This is a genomic window from Thioalkalivibrio sp. (assembly GCF_041685615.1).
Taxonomy (GTDB): Bacteria; Pseudomonadota; Gammaproteobacteria; order Ectothiorhodospirales; family Ectothiorhodospiraceae; genus Thioalkalivibrio.
In genome coordinates this window covers 22,337-37,380 of the sequence record NZ_JAWLFK010000025.1, presented here as the reverse complement: position 1 = coordinate 37,380, position 15,044 = coordinate 22,337, and the positions used below count along the sequence as shown (strand labels likewise).

Sequence of the window (15,044 nt, the reverse complement as noted above, 5' to 3'; positions counted from 1 at the left end):
CTGGATGCTGCACTGGTACCACACCGGCCGAACGCTGGCGCGGCTAATCCGCCACGGCGGCATGCTCGAACGCATCACCTGATGTTATTTACCACGAAGCGCCCGAAGATACGAAGCAGGGCAAATTCAAGAGCGACTTGAACCACAGGAGGGCACAGGGGACACGGAGAAGGTCAGGGGCGTTAAGTACGTCCGCAGACTCTTGCTGGATTCGCCACTCCAGGTGTTGCCCGTTTCTGCCTTCTCTGTGCCCTCCCTGCTCTCTGTGGTGAAAAGGGTTTCGGTTTCCTTTGTGCGCTGCGTGGTGAGCAGCGCCCTCACATCGCGCGGATGCGTTCGCGCTGGGCGGCCAGCTGGTCGCGGGTGGCCTGCATCTCGGCGACGCGGTCGCGTTCCTTCTGCACCACGTCGGCCGGGGCGCGGTCGACGAAGCTCGCGTTGGCCAGCCGCTTCTCGCTTTGCTCGAGGTTCTTGTCGAGCTTGGCGATCTCCTTGTCCAGGCGCGCCAGTTCGGCGTCCTTGTCGATCAGCCCGGCCAGCGGAATCAGCAGCTGCATGTCGTCGATCAGGGCCATCGCCGATTCCGGGGTCTCGTCGGCCGCGTCCAGCCAGGTGACGCTCTCGGGCTTGGCGAGGAATTCCAGCAGCCCGCGGTGTCGCGTGTAGCGTTCCTGGTCGGCGTCGCTCCAGTTCTTCACAAGCACCGGCAGCGGCTTGCCCGGGGCGATGTCCATCTCTGCGCGGATGCGGCGCAGCCCGGTGATAAAGTCCTTCACCCAGTCGAGTTCGGCGGTGGCGGTGGCATCGTTCGGGAAGCTGTCGCGCGCCGGCCAGGGGCGCTGCACCAGGAACTCGATGTCGTCCGTGATGCCGGCATACGGTTTCACGCTGGTCCAGATGGCCTCGGTGATGAACGGCATCACCGGGTGCAGCAGGCGCAGCAGGGCCTCGAGCACGGTCACCAGGGTGTTGCGCGTGGCGCGCTTGACCGCCTCCGGCGTGGCCGGGTCGTTCAGGACAGGCTTGGTCAGTTCCAGGTACCAGTCGCAGTAGTCGTGCCAGGTAAACTCGTAGAGCGTCTGTGCGGCAAGGTCGAAGCGGTAGGCGTCGAGCTGCTGCGTGGCAGTCGCGGCGGTGGTGGCCAGGCGGTCGAGGATCCAGCGATCGGCCAGCGTGCGGTGTTCCGCGGTATCCGTGGCCGCCGAACAGTCGTGGCCCTCGACGTTCATCAGCACGAAGCGCGAGGCGTTCCACAGCTTGTTGCAGAAGTTGCGGTAGCCCTCGATGCGGCCGAGATCGAATTTGATGTCGCGCCCGGTGGTAGCCAGCGCCGCCAGGGTGAAGCGCAGGGCATCGGTGCCGAAGGCGGGGAAGCCATCGGGGAAGGCCTTGCGCGTGGTCCTCTCGATCTTCTTGGCCATCTGCGGTTGCATCAGGCCCTGGGTGCGCTTGGCGACAAGCTCGTCGGCGCTGATGCCGTCGATGAGATCGATCGGGTCGATCACGTTGCCCTTGGACTTGGACATCTTCTGGCCTTCCGAGTCGCGGATCAGGCCGGTGACGTAGACCTCGCGGAAGGGGACGTCGCCCATGAAATGCTCGCCCATCATGATCATGCGGGCGACCCAGAAGAAGATGATGTCGAACCCGGTGACCAGCACGCTGGTCGGGTAGAAGTCCTTGAGTTCCTGCGTCTGTTCCGGCCAGCCGAGGGTGGAGAACGGCCACAGCGCCGAGGAAAACCAGGTGTCGAGTACATCCTCGTCCTGTTCCAGGGCCACGTCTGCGCCCAGGCCGTGCTTCTCGCGCACTTCGGCCTCGTCGCGGCCCACATACACGCTGCCCTCGGTGTCGTACCAGGCCGGGATACGGTGGCCCCACCAGATCTGGCGCGAGATGCACCAGTCCTCGATGTTGCGCATCCACTCGAAGTAGGTCTTCGACCAGTTCTCCGGTACGAAGCGGATGCGGCCGCCCTCCACCGCCTGGATCGCCGGTTCGGCCAGCGGCCCGGCCTTCACATACCACTGGTCGGTCAGATACGGCTCGACCACGGTGCCGGAGCGATCGCCGCGCGGGACCATCAGCTTGTGGTCGTCGATCTTTTCGAGCAGTCCTTCGGCCTCGAGATCTACGACCACCCGCTTGCGTGCCTCGTAGCGGTCCAGCCCCTGATAGGCCTCGGGTACGTTCTCGTTCAGGCAGGCGTCGATGGTCAGGATGTTGATTACCGGCAGGTCATGGCGCTGCCCCATCGCGTAGTCGTTGAAGTCGTGCGCCGGGGTGATCTTCACGCAGCCGGAGCCGAACTCCGCCTCGACATAGTCGTCGGCGATGATCGGGATCTCGCGCCCGACCAGCGGCAGCCGGATCGTCTTGCCGATCAGGTCCTGGTAGCGCTCGTCCTCCGGATGCACCGCGACGGCGGTGTCGCCCAGCATGGTTTCCGGGCGGGTGGTCGCGACGGTCAGGTGCCCGGAACCGTCCACCAGCGGGTAGCGGAAGTGCCACAGGTGGCCGTCCTCTTCCTCCGACAGCACCTCGAGATCGGACAGCGCGGTGTGCAGCACCGGGTCCCAGTTGACCAGGCGCTTGCCGCGATAGATCAGGCCCTCCTCATGCAGGCGCACGAAGACCTCGCGCACCGCGTCGGACAGCCCGTCGTCCATGGTGAAGCGCTCGCGCGACCAGTCCACCGAGTCGCCGAGGCGGCGCATCTGGCGGGTGATGGTGCCGCCGGATTCGTGTTTCCACTCCCACACGGCCTTCAGGAAGTCCTCGCGCCCGAGGTCGTGGCGGCTCTTGCCTGCGGCCCCCAGCTGGCGTTCCACCACCATCTGGGTGGCGATCCCTGCGTGGTCGGTGCCGCCCTGCCACAGGGTGCGGTCGCCGTGCATGCGCCGGTAGCGGATCAGGGTGTCCATCAGGGTGTGCTGGAAGGCGTGCCCCATGTGCAGCGTGCCGGTGACGTTCGGTGGCGGCAGCAGGATGCAGTAGTTGGCTTCGCCCGTTGCCGGCGGTGCGAAGATGTTCGCGGCCTCCCAGCGGTCGTACTGGGTCTGCTCGATGCTTTTCGGGTCGAAGCTCTTGTCCATGATCGCGGGCGCGCTCGGGTCGGAGTGTGGGGAAAGCCGCGCATTATAACGGCGCGGCGCGCGCGTCGCCCGGGGGTACCTTGCGAATGGCGGGCTGTGGGGAGGGCTCCGGGCGGGTGCTACCACGTCATGCCTGCACTTCCTGGCGCTCCAGGGTCGCGTCGTAAAAGGTCATCTTCCGGCACTTGCACGCCGCGAGGGAACGGCGGGCCAATGGCTATCCCGCTTGTGCCATTTCAATCGCAGGATTCGCCGCTTCGGCAGCAACGCCAAGGTTGAGGGCTCCAGGGACGATGTCATCGTTATCGAAAGGGGAGGTGCGCGATGGTAGTCTGCGCGAGACGGTGGCAACCGGCCTTGCCGCCCAGTGCAGTACCGCCCGTTCCGGCGTCGTGCCGGAGTCGAGCGAGCCATCCGGCTGATAACGCGTCCGGTACTTGTTGCCGCAACAGCAAGGGGAAGGTGAGTGGTACGGGTGTTGTGGTCCATCACGGCTCCTTTCGCCGGAAGCCTCCGGGATCTGTTTCCCATCGTGGTGGTCGTCGGATTCTTCCAGGCGCTCGTCGTCCGTCAGCCGATCCCGGAGGTCGGGGCCATCCTCGTGGGCGGCCTGATGATCATTGTTGGCCTGACCCTGTTCATCCGCGGGCTGGACATGGGTCTGTTTCCCCTGGGCGAGGCCATGGCCTATGCCTTCGCCTGCAAGGGCAGTGCCTCCTGGCTGTTCGCGTTTGCCTTCGCCCTGGGTTTCGGCACCACGATTGCAGAGCCGGCACTGGTGGCCGTTGCCGGGGAGGCCGCGGCCACCATGGCTCGGGGTGGGCTTATCGATAACACCGAGGACGCTGTTGCCGTCTATGCCCTGACCCTGCGCTACGTGGTTGCCCTGGCGGTAGGAAGCGCGGTATTGCTCGGAGTGCTGCGTATCCTCAAGGGGTGGCCGCTGCACCACATCGTCATCAGCGGTTATGTCATTGTGATTCTGATCACTCCGCTGGCGCCGGACACGATTGTCGGTATTGCGTACGACGCGGGTGGTGTGACCACCTCCACCATCACCGTGCCCCTGATCACCGCTCTGGGCGTCGGTCTCGCCTCCAGTATCGAGGGGCGCAACCCCATCCTGGATGGCTTCGGGATTATCGCCTTCGCCTCGGTGATGCCGATCATCTTCGTGCTTGCCTTCGGGATCCTGGTATGAGCGCGATGCTGGATGAACTGTCTTCCACCCTCCTGTCCACACTGCGGGACGTCTTGCCCATTGCGGCGATCCTGTTCGTGTTCCAGTTCCTTGTGCTGCGCAGGCGCGTCCAGCATGCGGGCCGGGTGCTACTGGGCTTTGTCTACGTCGTGCTGGGACTCGGCTTCTTTCTCGCCGGGCTGGAGAAGGCACTGTTTCCGCTCGGGCGACTGATGGCGGAGCAGCTCACCGACCCGGCCTTCCTGACCGGGATGACCGACGCCACCGCCGAGACCCTGCGCTGGCACGACTACTACTGGGTCTATCTCTTCGCCCTGGCCATCGGCTTTGCCACGGCGATCGCCGAGCCCGCGCTGATTGCGGTAGCGATGAAGGCGAGCCAGGTCTCGGGGGGCGTGGTGACCGCCTGGGGCCTGCGCGTGGCGGTGGGGCTGGGAGCCGGTATCGGGATCGCCGTGGGGGCGCTGCGCATCGTCACCGGAATCCCGCTTGGCTATGTTGTCATGGCGGCCTATGCGCTGGTAATCCTGCAGACCTTCAGGGCGCCGCGCTCGATCATTCCGTTGGCCTATGATTCCGGTGGTGTCACTACTTCTACGGTCACCGTGCCTATCGTGGCCGCACTCGGCCTCGGCCTGGCCACGACCATACCGGGACGCGATCCGCTGATCGACGGCTTCGGAATGATTGCCACCACTTGTCTCTTTCCCATCATAACGGTCATGACCTACGCCCAGATCGGGCAGTGGCAGGCACGTCGTCGCGCGGCCCGCGAACAGGCCGAAAGGAGATAAGCCGATGCATTTCAAACTAATCATTGCCCTTGTCGAGGACGACAAGACCGACGCCGTGATGAAGGTAGCGCGCGAAAATGGCGCAACCGGCTCCACGGTCATCAACCAGGCTCGAGGCGAAGGGTCCCGGGTCACCCGCACCTTCTTTGGACTCTCGTTACAGACTCAGCGCGATGTACTGTTATTCGTCGTGGAGGAGCACCTGGCACGCCATATCCTGGAACAAATTGCCGAGGCGGGCGAATTCGAGCAAAAGCCGGGCACCGGCATTGCATTTCAGGTGGACGTGGAAGATGCCGTCGGGGTATCCCGCCAGGTACGTGAACTTCGCCATACCGTGGAGGAAAAGCTATGAGTGAACGCCAACCGCCCGTACGCGTCCGCGACGTAATGAAGACGGAGGTCACGATTGTCGACGGGATGCTCACCGTGCGCGAGGCACTGGAAAGCCTGCGGGACATCCACACCAAAAGTATACTCGTGGAAAAGCGTCACGAAGACGACGAGTACGGCATCGTCCTGCTCTCCGACATCGCCAAGCACGTGCTTGCCCGTGATCGGTCGCCGGATCGGGTGAATGTCTACGAGGTGATGTCGAAGCCGGTGGTGAGCGTGGATCCCGACATGGACATTCGCTATTGCGCCCGCATGTTCGAGCGTTTTGGTCTGGCTCGTGCGCCGGTGATCGAGAATCGCAAGGTGGTGGGCCTGATAAGCTATACGGACATGGTCCTCAAGGGGATCGACCGCGAGGTGTGAAAAAAGTCCAGCACAGAGGAGACGCTACGAGGCCCATCACATCCCCGGTAAACTGCGCGCTTGCGGGCATACAGAGCTGAGGTGAACGAAGTAAGGCAGGAATAGAATGGGCCGTGCAGGAATCGAACCTACAACCAATGGATTAAGAGTCCACTGTTTTACCAGTTGAGCGAGCGGCCCTCGGAACAAGATGCTCTTGGGTTCGAAGCTCTGGTCCATAAATGCGAGCGCGCCCGGTTCTGAAGCGTACCGACTTTTCCGGAGGCCGAACCCGGGCCAGCCACAACAAGGCAGGTGGCCAGCCGAAGGCGCGTGCCCACCGATGATGAACCGGGGCCAGCCACGACCACGCAGGCTGCATAACTTAAAGCACGGTAACCACCATAGGATGAACTCGGTCGAGCCATTGCGCGGCGACGAAGCACCTCAGGTGGTGGCGATCTGGTCGAGCAGGGCGCGGTAGCCGGTGCGGTAGTCGGGATACTGCAGGCGATAGCCACTGGCATGCAGGCGCCTGTTGCGGCAGCGCTTGCCGGAGACCACGCCCTCGGGCATCGGCGGTGTACCGGGCGGGTCGATCTCCATCGCCTGCGCCAGCCAGGCCAGCAGTTCGTGGCGCAGGGCCGGCTCGTCATCGACGGCCAGGTAAAGCGGCTCGGCGTTGTCCAGGTGGAACAGATGGGTCAGCAGCCCCACGCAGTCATCTCGGTGGATGCGGTTGGTCCAGACCGGCGCTGCGTGCTGACCACGCACGTCCTCGCACACCTTGCGCAGGTGGTACTCGCGGCCCGGCCCATAGATGCCGCCAAAGCGTACGACCACGCCGGGGAACGGACTGTCGGCCAGCACCTGCTCGGCTTCCCGCAGGGCGCACCCGGAGAACCGGATGGGTTCGGTGGGGCTGTCCTCGTCCACCCAGCGCCCGTCGTCGGCCCCGTAGACCGACGTGCTGGACACGAACACGATGCGCCTTGGTTGTTGGTGCGCGCGTTCCAGGGCGTTTAGGGTGTTGCGCAGGCCGTCGATGTAGGCGCGGCGGTAGGCGGCCTCGGTGAATTCGCCAGGAGTGGCGATGAAATAGACGGTGTCGAGCGCCGGCGGCAGTTCCGGCATGCCGTCCGCGAGACCGAAGTCTCCGGCCAGGGGCCGAATCGGCTTCGGGATGGGTTCTGGCCGGCGGCGCAGGCCCCAGACGGCATGTCCCGCAACAGCAAGCGTTTCTCCGACGGCGCAGCCGAGGTCGCCGCAGCCCATGATCAGGATGTTGGTCATTGTTCCCTCCAGGATCGTGCTTCGCACGCTACGGGCTTCGTCGGTGAAAAAACAGTCCCGGGGTGAGGGTTCGACCAAGCGTGATGGGTCGGGCATGCTGAGCGGGACGCAGACGACGGGAGGTGCGGCTTGGGCAAGGCCAGGCGGACAACAGGCAGCGCCACGTGTGCCTGCGGCTCGGGGCGGGACCGGAGGGTCTGCTGCGGACCGTATCTGGACGGAACGGCCTCGGCGCTGACGGCGGAGATGCTGATGCGGTCACGTTACGCAGCCTTCGTCGAGGGGCGGGAGGAGTATCTGCGGGCCACCTGGGCCCCGGAGACTCGACCGGCATCGCTGGGGCTGGATCCGGACCAGCGCTGGCTGGGACTGGCGATCCGCGCGACCGAGGCGGGCGGGCCGGATGACGTCGAAGGCTGGGTCGAGTTCGTCGCGCGATCAAGGCTGCACGGCCAGGGCGTGCGTCTGCACGAGCGCAGCCGGTTTCGTCGCGAAGACGGGCGCTGGGTCTATGTCGACGGGGAATTTCCGGGGGCATGACAGCCGCAGCGGATGCGGTCGCATCGCCGGTGAGTCCGGCGTTGCTGGAGCGGGTGCTGGAGTGCTTGCGCGTCCGGCCGGACGGGCTGACCGAGCACGCCCTGATCACGCAGTTGCGCGACGCGGGGGTGGAGCCGTTTGCCGGGGCGCGGCTGCAGGAGCCACTGAGCCTGTTTCAGACACACTTCCTGTTGTTCCACTGCCTGTACCGACTGCGCGACCGCCTGGCGGGGCAGAGCGAGTGGCTGCGGATTCATTGCCTGGATATCGGCATCGAGCCGGTGTCAGGTGCCCCGCGGGCGGGCGGCTTCCCGGCCCCGCACGATCCCTTGCGGGCCTATTACCTCGATCCGACGCGGCTGGACACCATGGATGCGGCGGCGGTCGAGGCGCTTCTGGGCGAGTTCTGGTCGCGCCTGAGGCGTGACGAGCAGCGCGAGCAGGCCCTGGCGGTGCTGGAACTGGCGGACCCGGTGGACGCGGACACCATCCGCCACCAGTACCGCCGGATGGCGCAGCGCCACCACCCCGACCGCGGTGGGGACACGGCGACACTGCAGCGGATCAACGCGGCCCGGTGGGTCCTGCTGACCGGCGAGTGAACACGCCGGGGATCAGTCGTCGGCGTCGGACATGGTGGTCACGAACGCCTGTTCCACGGTGAAGGTGCCCACGCCCTTGTAGTTGGTCTGGGTCCAGCCATGCTCCGTGAGCCACTCGCTCATCTCGCGGTTCATCGCCGGGTTGCCGCACAGCATCACGCGGTCGTGTTCCGGGTCCGCGGGCGGCAGATCGAGGATCTGGCTCAGCTCGCCGGAGCGGAACATGTCGGCGCCGCGCTGGTTGTTGTCATACGGCTGCTGCGCGATCGGGCAGGCGAAGTCGTGGTTCTCGCGGGTCACGGTCGGCACGTAACGCAGGCGGTCGCTGATGCGCGACTCGATCTCCTGGCGGTAGGCCAGTTCCTCGACGGTACGCACGCTGTGTACCAGCACGGCGTTGTCGAAGTGCTCGAACAGCTCCGGGCTGCGGATCAGCGAGATGAACGGGGCGAGCCCCGTGCCGGTGGCCAGCATGTACAGGGTGCGACCCGGCTGCACGTAGTCGAAGGTGAGCGAGCCGGTGACCTTGGTGTTGATCCAGATCGAATCGCCCGGTTCAACCTGCGCCAGGCGGCTGGTCAGCGAGCCGTCCGGCACATGGATGCTCAGGAACTCCAGTTCCTCGGCCTCGGGTTCGGAGACGATCGAGTAGGCGCGCGGGATCAGCTTTCCCTCGGGGCGCAGCCCCAGGGTCACGAACTGCCCGTTCTTGAACTCGAGCCCCTCCGGGCGCGTGGTGGTGAAGCTGAAGGTCTTGTCTGACCAGCGCCGGGTCGAGGTGATGCGTTCTTCCGAATACGGCATAAGTGCGTGGTTTTCCAGTTATTGTTTGGCCATACGCTAGCAAGTCCACGTGCCGGGTGCGAAAGCGCCGGCAAAAACCAAGGAAAACACTCGGAAATGGGGTGCCGCTCGTCAGCGGGCGTTGCTGTCGAGGAGCATGAGGTGTTGTTCCAGCGGGGCGGGTTCCGACAGGTAGAACCCCTGCACGAAGTCCAGCCCGATCTCGCGCAGGCGCTCCATGGTGGCTTCCGACTCCACGCATTCGGCGATGGTGCGCAGGCCGAGCACGTGGCCCACCCGGTGGATGGCCGTGACCATGGCGGAGTCCACCGCGTTGTGGGTGATGTCGCGCACGAAGCTGCCGTCGATCTTGATGAAGTCCACCGGCAGGTTCTTCAGATAGCCGAACGACGACAGCCCGCTGCCGAAATCGTCCAGCGAGAAGCGACAGCCCATGTAGCGCAGGGTGCGGATCAGGCTCTGGGCGCGTTCGTGGTGGCTGATGGCCGCGGTCTCGGTGATCTCGAAGATGATGCAGTGCGGCGGGATCGCGTACTGCTGGAGGCGCTCGGTCACGAATTCGAGCATGTTCTCCTGGGCCAGCGACTGGCCCGAGAGGTTGATGGCGACGGTCGGATCCCAGCGGGCGTTGTCCCCGTGCGCCGCGCGATGCCGTGCCAGCATGGCGAAGGCGTGATCGATGACGTGGCGATCGATATCCGGCATCAGGTGGTAGCGTTCCGCGGCCGGGATGAAGCTGCCTGGCGGGATCAGCCGGTCGTCCTCGTCGCGCAGGCGCATCAGCACCTCGACATGGGCCAGGTCCGGATCGGTGCGTCCCAGCGGGTGGACCGCCTGGCCGAACAGTACTACGCGCCCTTCGTCCAGCGCTGCGCGGATGCGGCCGACCCATTCCATCTCCCCGCGTCGGCGGCGCAGGGCCTGGTCGGTGGGCTGCCAGACGTAGATGCGGTTGCGCCCTTCCTCCTTGGCGGCATAGCAGGCGGAGTCCGCCTGGCTGAGGATCTCGGGCACGGTGTGCGCCGGTCCGGCGATCGGCACCAGGCCGATGCTGACCCCTACGTCGAAGCGCCGGCCCTCCCAGGTGAAACGCAGGGCCTGAACGGCCTCCAGTATCCGGTGCGCGATTGCTTCCGCGCGTTCCGGCGGGCAGTGGCACAGCAGCACGCCGAATTCGTCGCCACCCAGTCGCGCCAGGGTGTCGTTCTCGCGGATCAGGTGGAGCAGGCGTTCGGAGAGCTCGCGCAGCAACGCGTCGCCCGCCTGGTGTCCGCAGGTGTCGTTGATGATCTTGAACTGGTCGAGGTCCATGTAGAACACGGCGTGCGGGGTCTGGCCCTCCTGGAAGGTGCGCAGGGCTTCTCCCAGCCGGCGTTCGAACTCGCGGCGGTTGCACAGCCCGGTCAGGTCGTCATGGGTTGCCTGATGGTTGAGTTGCTGGGTCATCTGCCACAGCTCGGTGTGGTCGTGCAGCACGACCACCACGCCCTGGGCCGCCCGGTTCGGGCGTTGCAGTGGCGAGGCGAGCATGCGGACCACGCGGATCCCGCCGTCGGCGCGATGCAGGATGTGCTCGGGTGATTCCGTTGTCGCGCCGAGTTCCAGGCACTGCTCCACCGGGTGCTGCACGCTGATCCCGGTGCGTGTGTCCTCCAGCTCCAGGAGTTCGTCCACCCGAAGGCCCTGGGCACTGGTGGCATCGATCCCCAGCAGGGTCTGGGCCGCCGGGTTGAGGTAGGTCAGGCACCCCTGGGTGTCCGTGGTGATAACACCGTCACTGATCGATTGCAGCGTGGTCAGCAGGCGGTCGCGCTCGGCCCCGGTGGCGGCCTCGGCCGCCCGCAGCGAGGTGATGTCCCAGGCGATGCCGAGAACCCCGGGGCGCCCGGATTCCTCGTCGGCCAGCGGCATCCACGAGACACGGAGGTGGGTGTCACGAATACGGATCTCTTGGTCGAAGTTCTCGCCCCGGAGCGCGCGTTCCACGGCGGCGATGACGGCGGGCTGGTCGGCGTAGACTTCCCGGGCATCACGGCCGAGGACCTCGCCTGGCTCCAGTCCCAGAACTCGGAGGCCGGCTCCGTCGGAGAGCGTGAAGCGGCCTTCGGCATCCAGAGCGAACAGGATCAGCGGAGCGTGGCGGATGGTCGCCCCCAGCCGGGTCTCAAGGCGCTTGAGGTTCTGCTCGGACTGGCGCTCGCGGGTGATGTCGCGGAGCGTCGTGAAGACCTCGATCTCGCCGTCGGTGCGGATCGCGTTGATGTGGACGTCGGCGGGGAACTCGCTGCCGTCGCGCCGGCGGTAGCGGCTCTCGAAGTGGGCAGGAAGCCGGTTTTCCGGGTCCGAATGGGTCTGCTCCACGTCGTCCTCGGTGGCCTCCAGGTCCAGGTCGGTGATATGCACGCCGCCGGTCAACTCGTCCCGGGAATAGCCCAGCAGTTCGCAGGCGGCCTGGTTGACCGAGATGATCGCGCCCTGGCGGTCCAGGACCAAGTGGGCCTCGGGTGCCTGTTCGAAGATCCGCTGATAGCGCGTGCTGTCCGGGTGATCGGGCATGGCGGCGGGATGGATCCTTTTTTCGGGCGGGCCCGTCGGGGTGCGTTTCGGCGTTCGAGTGTCGCCGGTCGCGTCAGTGCTGGCAACCGGCGCCGGTCGTCCTATCCCGGCGCCCGAGTCAGCCGGGAGAGGGTCTCCGGGGGCGAGGGGGCCTCATCGCCCTGGTTGCGCAACCGTGCGCGGGCCCAGGCGACGTGTTCGCGTACCCGTTCGTCGGGGTGGTCGGCGCGGGCGGCCAGGGCGGCCTCCGCCTGCGGCGTGGCCGGGCCGTTGCCCAGCGCCACGGCGATGTTGCGCAGCCACTGGATGTGCCCGATGCGGCGGATCGCCATGCCCTCGGTGCGGGCCAGGAAGGTCGCCTCGTCCCAGGCGAACAGCTCGGCCAGGCCGGCCGCATCCAAGCCGTGACGAGCGACGAAATCGGGTTCGGCCGAGATCTCGGCAAAGCGGTTCCACGGGCACACCAGCTGGCAGTCATCGCAGCCGTAGATGCGGTTGCCGATCAGCGGGCGCAGGTCCTCGGGGATGCTGCCCTTCAGTTCGATGGTCAGGTAGGAGATGCAACGCCGTGCGTCGAGGTCATAGGGGCCGCGGAACGCCTGCGTGGGGCAGACCTCCAGGCAGGCGGTGCACTGGCCGCAGTGTTCGCCCACCGGCTCGTCGACCGGCAGCGGGAGGTCGGTGAACAGTTCCCCGAGAAAGAACCAGGAGCCGCTCTCGCGCGTCAGCAGGTTGGTGTTCTTGCCAATCCAGCCCAGCCCAGCGCGCGCGGCCAGGGCCTTCTCCAGGATGGGGGCGCTGTCGGTGAAGGCGCGGTAGCCAAAGGGGCCGACCTCGGTCTCGATCCGGCGGGCGAGGGTGGTGAGGCGCTTGCGCAGCAGCTTGTGGTAGTCGCGGCCCAGGGCGTAGCGCGAGACATAGGCACGGTCGCCCGCGCTCAACTGGATGGCCGGACGCCGCGTGGCCGGCGGAAAGTAATCCATGCGCACGCTGACGATGCGCTGCACCCCGGGCACCAGTGCGTCCGGGGCATGGCGCAGGGCGGCGCGTTCGGCCATCCAGTCCATCTCGCCGTGCGAGCCCCGCGCGAGCCAGTTGTCCAGGTGCCGGCGGTCTGACTCGGGCACCTCGGCGGGGGCGATGCGCACCGCCTGGAACCCGAGCTCGTGCCCCCAGTCACGGATACGTTCGGCGAGCTCGGTGCATTGGCGTGGATCGAGGCGCTGAGGCACGATTTGGCTTCCGCGAAGGAGGTAATAGCGTGAATCATGAACCCGACCCACAAGGATTGACCAGCGCACTGTTCGACAATGCGGGCATGCGTGCCCTGGATGCCGCCGGTCTGGACCTGCCCGGAATGGCACCGGGCGAACTGATGGAGCGGGCCGGCCAGGCCCTGCTGACGGTGGTACGCCGCGCGTGGCCTCGAGCCCGGTGCATCGGGATCCTGTGCGGGCCCGGCAACAACGGCGGGGATGGCTACGTGCTGGCCCGGCTGGCGGCCGAGGCGGGGCTGGAGGTGCGGGTCCATGGCGGGGCCTCGCGGGCGCGCCCCGAGTCCGATGGCCGCCGTGCTCACGCGCGCTGGCGGGACGGTGGCGGCGAGGTCCGCGCGCTGGAGGACTTTGATCCGGCAGCCGCGGACCTGTGGGTGGACTGTCTGTTCGGCATCGGCCTGGAACGTCCGCTGACCGATGCCTATGGCGCGCTGATCGAACAGTTGAATGCGAGTGATGTTCCGGTGCTGGCGGCCGACGTCCCCTCGGGCGTGGATATCGACACCGGCCGGGTGCTGGGGCAGGCGGTGCGGGCCGATCGTACCCTGACCATGATCGCGGACAAGCTGGGGCTGCATACGGGGGCCGCCGTGGACTTTGCCGGCGAGGTCGAGGTGGCTTCGCTGGACTTGCCCATCGCGGTAGCCGGGGGCATCGCACCGGTGGCGCGCCGGCTCGGGCCGGCGGACTGGCGGGGACACCTGCCGGCGCGGCGCCCGGGGATGCACAAGGGCGATTGCGGGCATGTACTGGTCGTGGGCGGCGCGCCGGGCTACTCCGGTGCGGCGCGGCTGGCGGCCACCGCGGCCCTGCGCGCCGGGGCCGGGCGCGTGACCCTGGCGACCCACCCCGAGCACGCCGCCTGGGCCAACCTGGAACGCCCCGAGCTGATGGTTCAGGGCATCCGGGATGCCGGCGAACTCCAGACATTGATGCGCCGGGTCGACGTGGTCGCGGTGGGACCGGGGCTGGGGCAGGACGCCTGGGGGCGCGGATTGTGGCTGGCCGTGGCCGACGCCGAGTTGCCGCGGGTGGTGGATGCCGATGCCCTGAACCTGCTGGCCGAGGCCCCGCGCCGGGGCGAGGACTGGATCCTGACGCCGCACCCGGGCGAGGCCGCCCGGCTGCAGGGGACGGACGCGGCGTCCATCGAGGCCGACCGGCCCGGGCAGGTGCGGGCGCTGGCCAGCCGCCTCGGGGGAGTCGTACTGCTCAAGGGGGCCGGTACGCTGGTCGCCGATGCGGGGACGGGCTTGCTGACCTGCGTCACGGGCGGCCATCCGGGCATGGCCACGGCAGGCAGCGGCGATGTGTTGACCGGGATTGTCGCGGCGCTGCGGGGGCAGGGCGCCGATGCGCGCACGGCCGCCGAGGTCGGCGCCGCCTGGCACTGCGCTGCGGCCTGGGTTGCGCGTGACCGCCTGGGCGGGGCGCGCGGGATGCTGGCCGGGGACCTGGCCGATGCCCTGCCGGCCGCCGGAGGTGCGACATGACCGAGGGATCGAGCCCGCTGGTGCTTCCGAATCTGGAGGCCACTGAGGCGGCCGGGGCGGCACTGGCCGCGCTCGATGCCCCGCGTATTGTGTTCCTCGAAGGCGATCTCGGCGCGGGCAAGACCACCTGGGTGCGCGGCCTGCTGCACCGGCTTGGGCACGAGGGGGCGGTGCGCAGTCCGACCTACACCCTGGTGGAGCCCTATGCGCTGGCGGGCCGCGAGGTCCTGCATTTTGACCTGTACCGCCTGGGCGATCCCGAGGAGCTCGAATACCTGGGGGTGCGCGAGGCCTTCGGGGGCGACACCCTGTGGCTGGTCGAATGGCCGGAACGCGGTGCCGGCTGGCTGCCCGATCCGGACCTGGTTGTGCGCCTGGCACACCGCCCGGACACCGCGAAGGGCCGCGAACTCCGGCTGGAAGGCCCGCTCGCCGCGGCCTACCGGCGGGCCCTGACTGAACGGGCGTGACCGCTCGACGGGTTGCCGACGGATCGCCCGCCCCGGGGGAGAGTTGGTCCGACACGCGCAAAATGCGCGATATCTCGCTCATAAGGAACGAAAACCGCTATTGCTTTTCCAGAAAAAGCGTCCACAATGTAGGCAGAACCCCTGATTACAAAGGGAATCGCCGTGGGCCAACCAACATCGC

Annotated in this window: 11 protein-coding genes and 2 pseudogenes; 8 read left to right on the top strand and 5 right to left on the bottom strand. The window is 67.0% G+C overall.

The window, feature by feature from the left end; translation table 11 throughout:
• Window positions 1-82 (top strand): annotated as a pseudogene (locus ACESLR_RS06910) (YdcF family protein); the annotation flags it as partial.
• A 235-nt stretch (window positions 83-317) separates the two neighbouring features.
• On the opposite strand, the gene ACESLR_RS06905 reads toward ACESLR_RS06910, so the two are convergent.
• Window positions 318-3,095 carry a valine--tRNA ligase gene (locus tag ACESLR_RS06905; protein WP_373066893.1) on the bottom strand — a complete coding sequence of 926 codons (2,778 nt, stop codon included), beginning with the start codon at window positions 3,093-3,095 and terminating at the stop codon, window positions 318-320.
• A gap of 487 nt (window positions 3,096-3,582) precedes the next feature.
• Between ACESLR_RS06905 and ACESLR_RS06900 the strand changes: the two are divergent.
• From ACESLR_RS06900 to ACESLR_RS06890, 3 genes and pseudogenes are all read left to right on the top strand, one after another.
• A pseudogene (locus ACESLR_RS06900) lies at window positions 3,583-5,090 on the top strand (DUF1538 domain-containing protein).
• A 4-nt stretch (window positions 5,091-5,094) separates the two neighbouring features.
• Window positions 5,095-5,445, top strand: a complete 351-nt coding sequence (locus ACESLR_RS06895; protein ID WP_373024721.1) for a P-II family nitrogen regulator — start codon at window positions 5,095-5,097, stop codon at window positions 5,443-5,445.
• The gene (locus ACESLR_RS06890) at window positions 5,442-5,849 is read left to right on the top strand and encodes a CBS domain-containing protein (RefSeq protein ID WP_373024722.1); all 408 of its coding nucleotides are present in this window, start codon (window positions 5,442-5,444) and stop codon (window positions 5,847-5,849) included. Before ACESLR_RS06895 ends, ACESLR_RS06890 begins: the two co-directional genes overlap by 4 nt.
• 426 nt (window positions 5,850-6,275) lie before the next feature.
• Here the strand turns inward: ACESLR_RS06890 and ACESLR_RS06885 are convergent, their stop codons facing one another.
• Complete coding sequence (locus ACESLR_RS06885) at window positions 6,276-7,121, bottom strand: SDR family oxidoreductase (RefSeq protein ID WP_373024723.1); 846 nt, start codon at window positions 7,119-7,121, stop codon at window positions 6,276-6,278.
• 129 nt (window positions 7,122-7,250) lie between these two features.
• Between ACESLR_RS06885 and ACESLR_RS06880 the strand changes: the two genes are divergently transcribed.
• Entirely contained in the window at window positions 7,251-7,661 is a 411-nt protein-coding gene (locus ACESLR_RS06880; protein WP_373024724.1) for a YchJ family protein, read from the top strand.
• Window positions 7,658-8,263, top strand: coding sequence for a DNA-J related domain-containing protein (locus ACESLR_RS06875; RefSeq protein WP_373024725.1), 606 nt, complete (start codon window positions 7,658-7,660; stop codon window positions 8,261-8,263). The genes ACESLR_RS06880 and ACESLR_RS06875 overlap by 4 nt, the downstream gene beginning before the upstream one ends.
• A gap of 12 nt (window positions 8,264-8,275) precedes the next feature.
• Here ACESLR_RS06875 and ACESLR_RS06870 read toward each other — a convergent pair whose 3' ends face one another.
• The 3 genes from ACESLR_RS06870 to queG all read right to left on the bottom strand — a co-directional run bounded on the left by ACESLR_RS06870 (window position 8,276) and on the right by queG (window position 12,855).
• Window positions 8,276-9,067, bottom strand: coding sequence for a ferredoxin--NADP reductase (locus ACESLR_RS06870; protein ID WP_373024726.1), 792 nt, complete (start codon window positions 9,065-9,067; stop codon window positions 8,276-8,278).
• A 111-nt stretch (window positions 9,068-9,178) separates the two neighbouring features.
• Window positions 9,179-11,623 carry an EAL domain-containing protein gene (locus ACESLR_RS06865; RefSeq protein ID WP_373024728.1) on the bottom strand — a complete coding sequence of 815 codons (2,445 nt, stop codon included), beginning with the start codon at window positions 11,621-11,623 and terminating at the stop codon, window positions 9,179-9,181.
• 101 nt (window positions 11,624-11,724) lie between these two features.
• Complete coding sequence (gene queG / locus ACESLR_RS06860) at window positions 11,725-12,855, bottom strand: tRNA epoxyqueuosine(34) reductase QueG (protein ID WP_373024729.1); 1,131 nt, start codon at window positions 12,853-12,855, stop codon at window positions 11,725-11,727.
• A gap of 56 nt (window positions 12,856-12,911) precedes the next feature.
• On the opposite strand from queG, the gene ACESLR_RS06855 reads away from it, so the two are divergent.
• Both ACESLR_RS06855 and tsaE read left to right on the top strand, forming a co-directional pair.
• The gene (locus ACESLR_RS06855) at window positions 12,912-14,393 is read left to right on the top strand and encodes an NAD(P)H-hydrate dehydratase (RefSeq protein WP_373024759.1); all 1,482 of its coding nucleotides are present in this window, start codon (window positions 12,912-12,914) and stop codon (window positions 14,391-14,393) included.
• Window positions 14,390-14,863: a tRNA (adenosine(37)-N6)-threonylcarbamoyltransferase complex ATPase subunit type 1 TsaE gene (gene tsaE / locus ACESLR_RS06850; RefSeq protein ID WP_373024730.1), complete on the top strand. Its 474-nt coding sequence runs from the start codon at window positions 14,390-14,392 to the stop codon at window positions 14,861-14,863. Before ACESLR_RS06855 ends, tsaE begins: the two co-directional genes overlap by 4 nt.
• Window positions 14,864-15,044: the final 181 nt, after the last annotated feature.

Bases quoted from the DNA above. Each gene is read 5' to 3' on its own strand.
- ACESLR_RS06870 (WP_373024726.1), bottom strand. From the start codon at position 9,067: ATGCCGTATTCGGAAGAACGCATCACCTCGACCCGGCGCTGGTCAGAC.
- ACESLR_RS06875 (WP_373024725.1), top strand. From the start codon at position 7,658: ATGACAGCCGCAGCGGATGCGGTCGCATCGCCGGTGAGTCCGGCGTTG.
- ACESLR_RS06890 (WP_373024722.1), top strand. From the start codon at position 5,442: ATGAGTGAACGCCAACCGCCCGTACGCGTCCGCGACGTAATGAAGACG.
- ACESLR_RS06865 (WP_373024728.1), bottom strand. From the start codon at position 11,623: ATGCCCGATCACCCGGACAGCACGCGCTATCAGCGGATCTTCGAACAG.
- ACESLR_RS06895 (WP_373024721.1), top strand. From the start codon at position 5,095: ATGCATTTCAAACTAATCATTGCCCTTGTCGAGGACGACAAGACCGAC.
- tsaE (WP_373024730.1), top strand. From the start codon at position 14,390: ATGACCGAGGGATCGAGCCCGCTGGTGCTTCCGAATCTGGAGGCCACT.
- ACESLR_RS06885 (WP_373024723.1), bottom strand. From the start codon at position 7,121: ATGACCAACATCCTGATCATGGGCTGCGGCGACCTCGGCTGCGCCGTC.
- ACESLR_RS06905 (WP_373066893.1), bottom strand. From the start codon at position 3,095: ATGGACAAGAGCTTCGACCCGAAAAGCATCGAGCAGACCCAGTACGAC.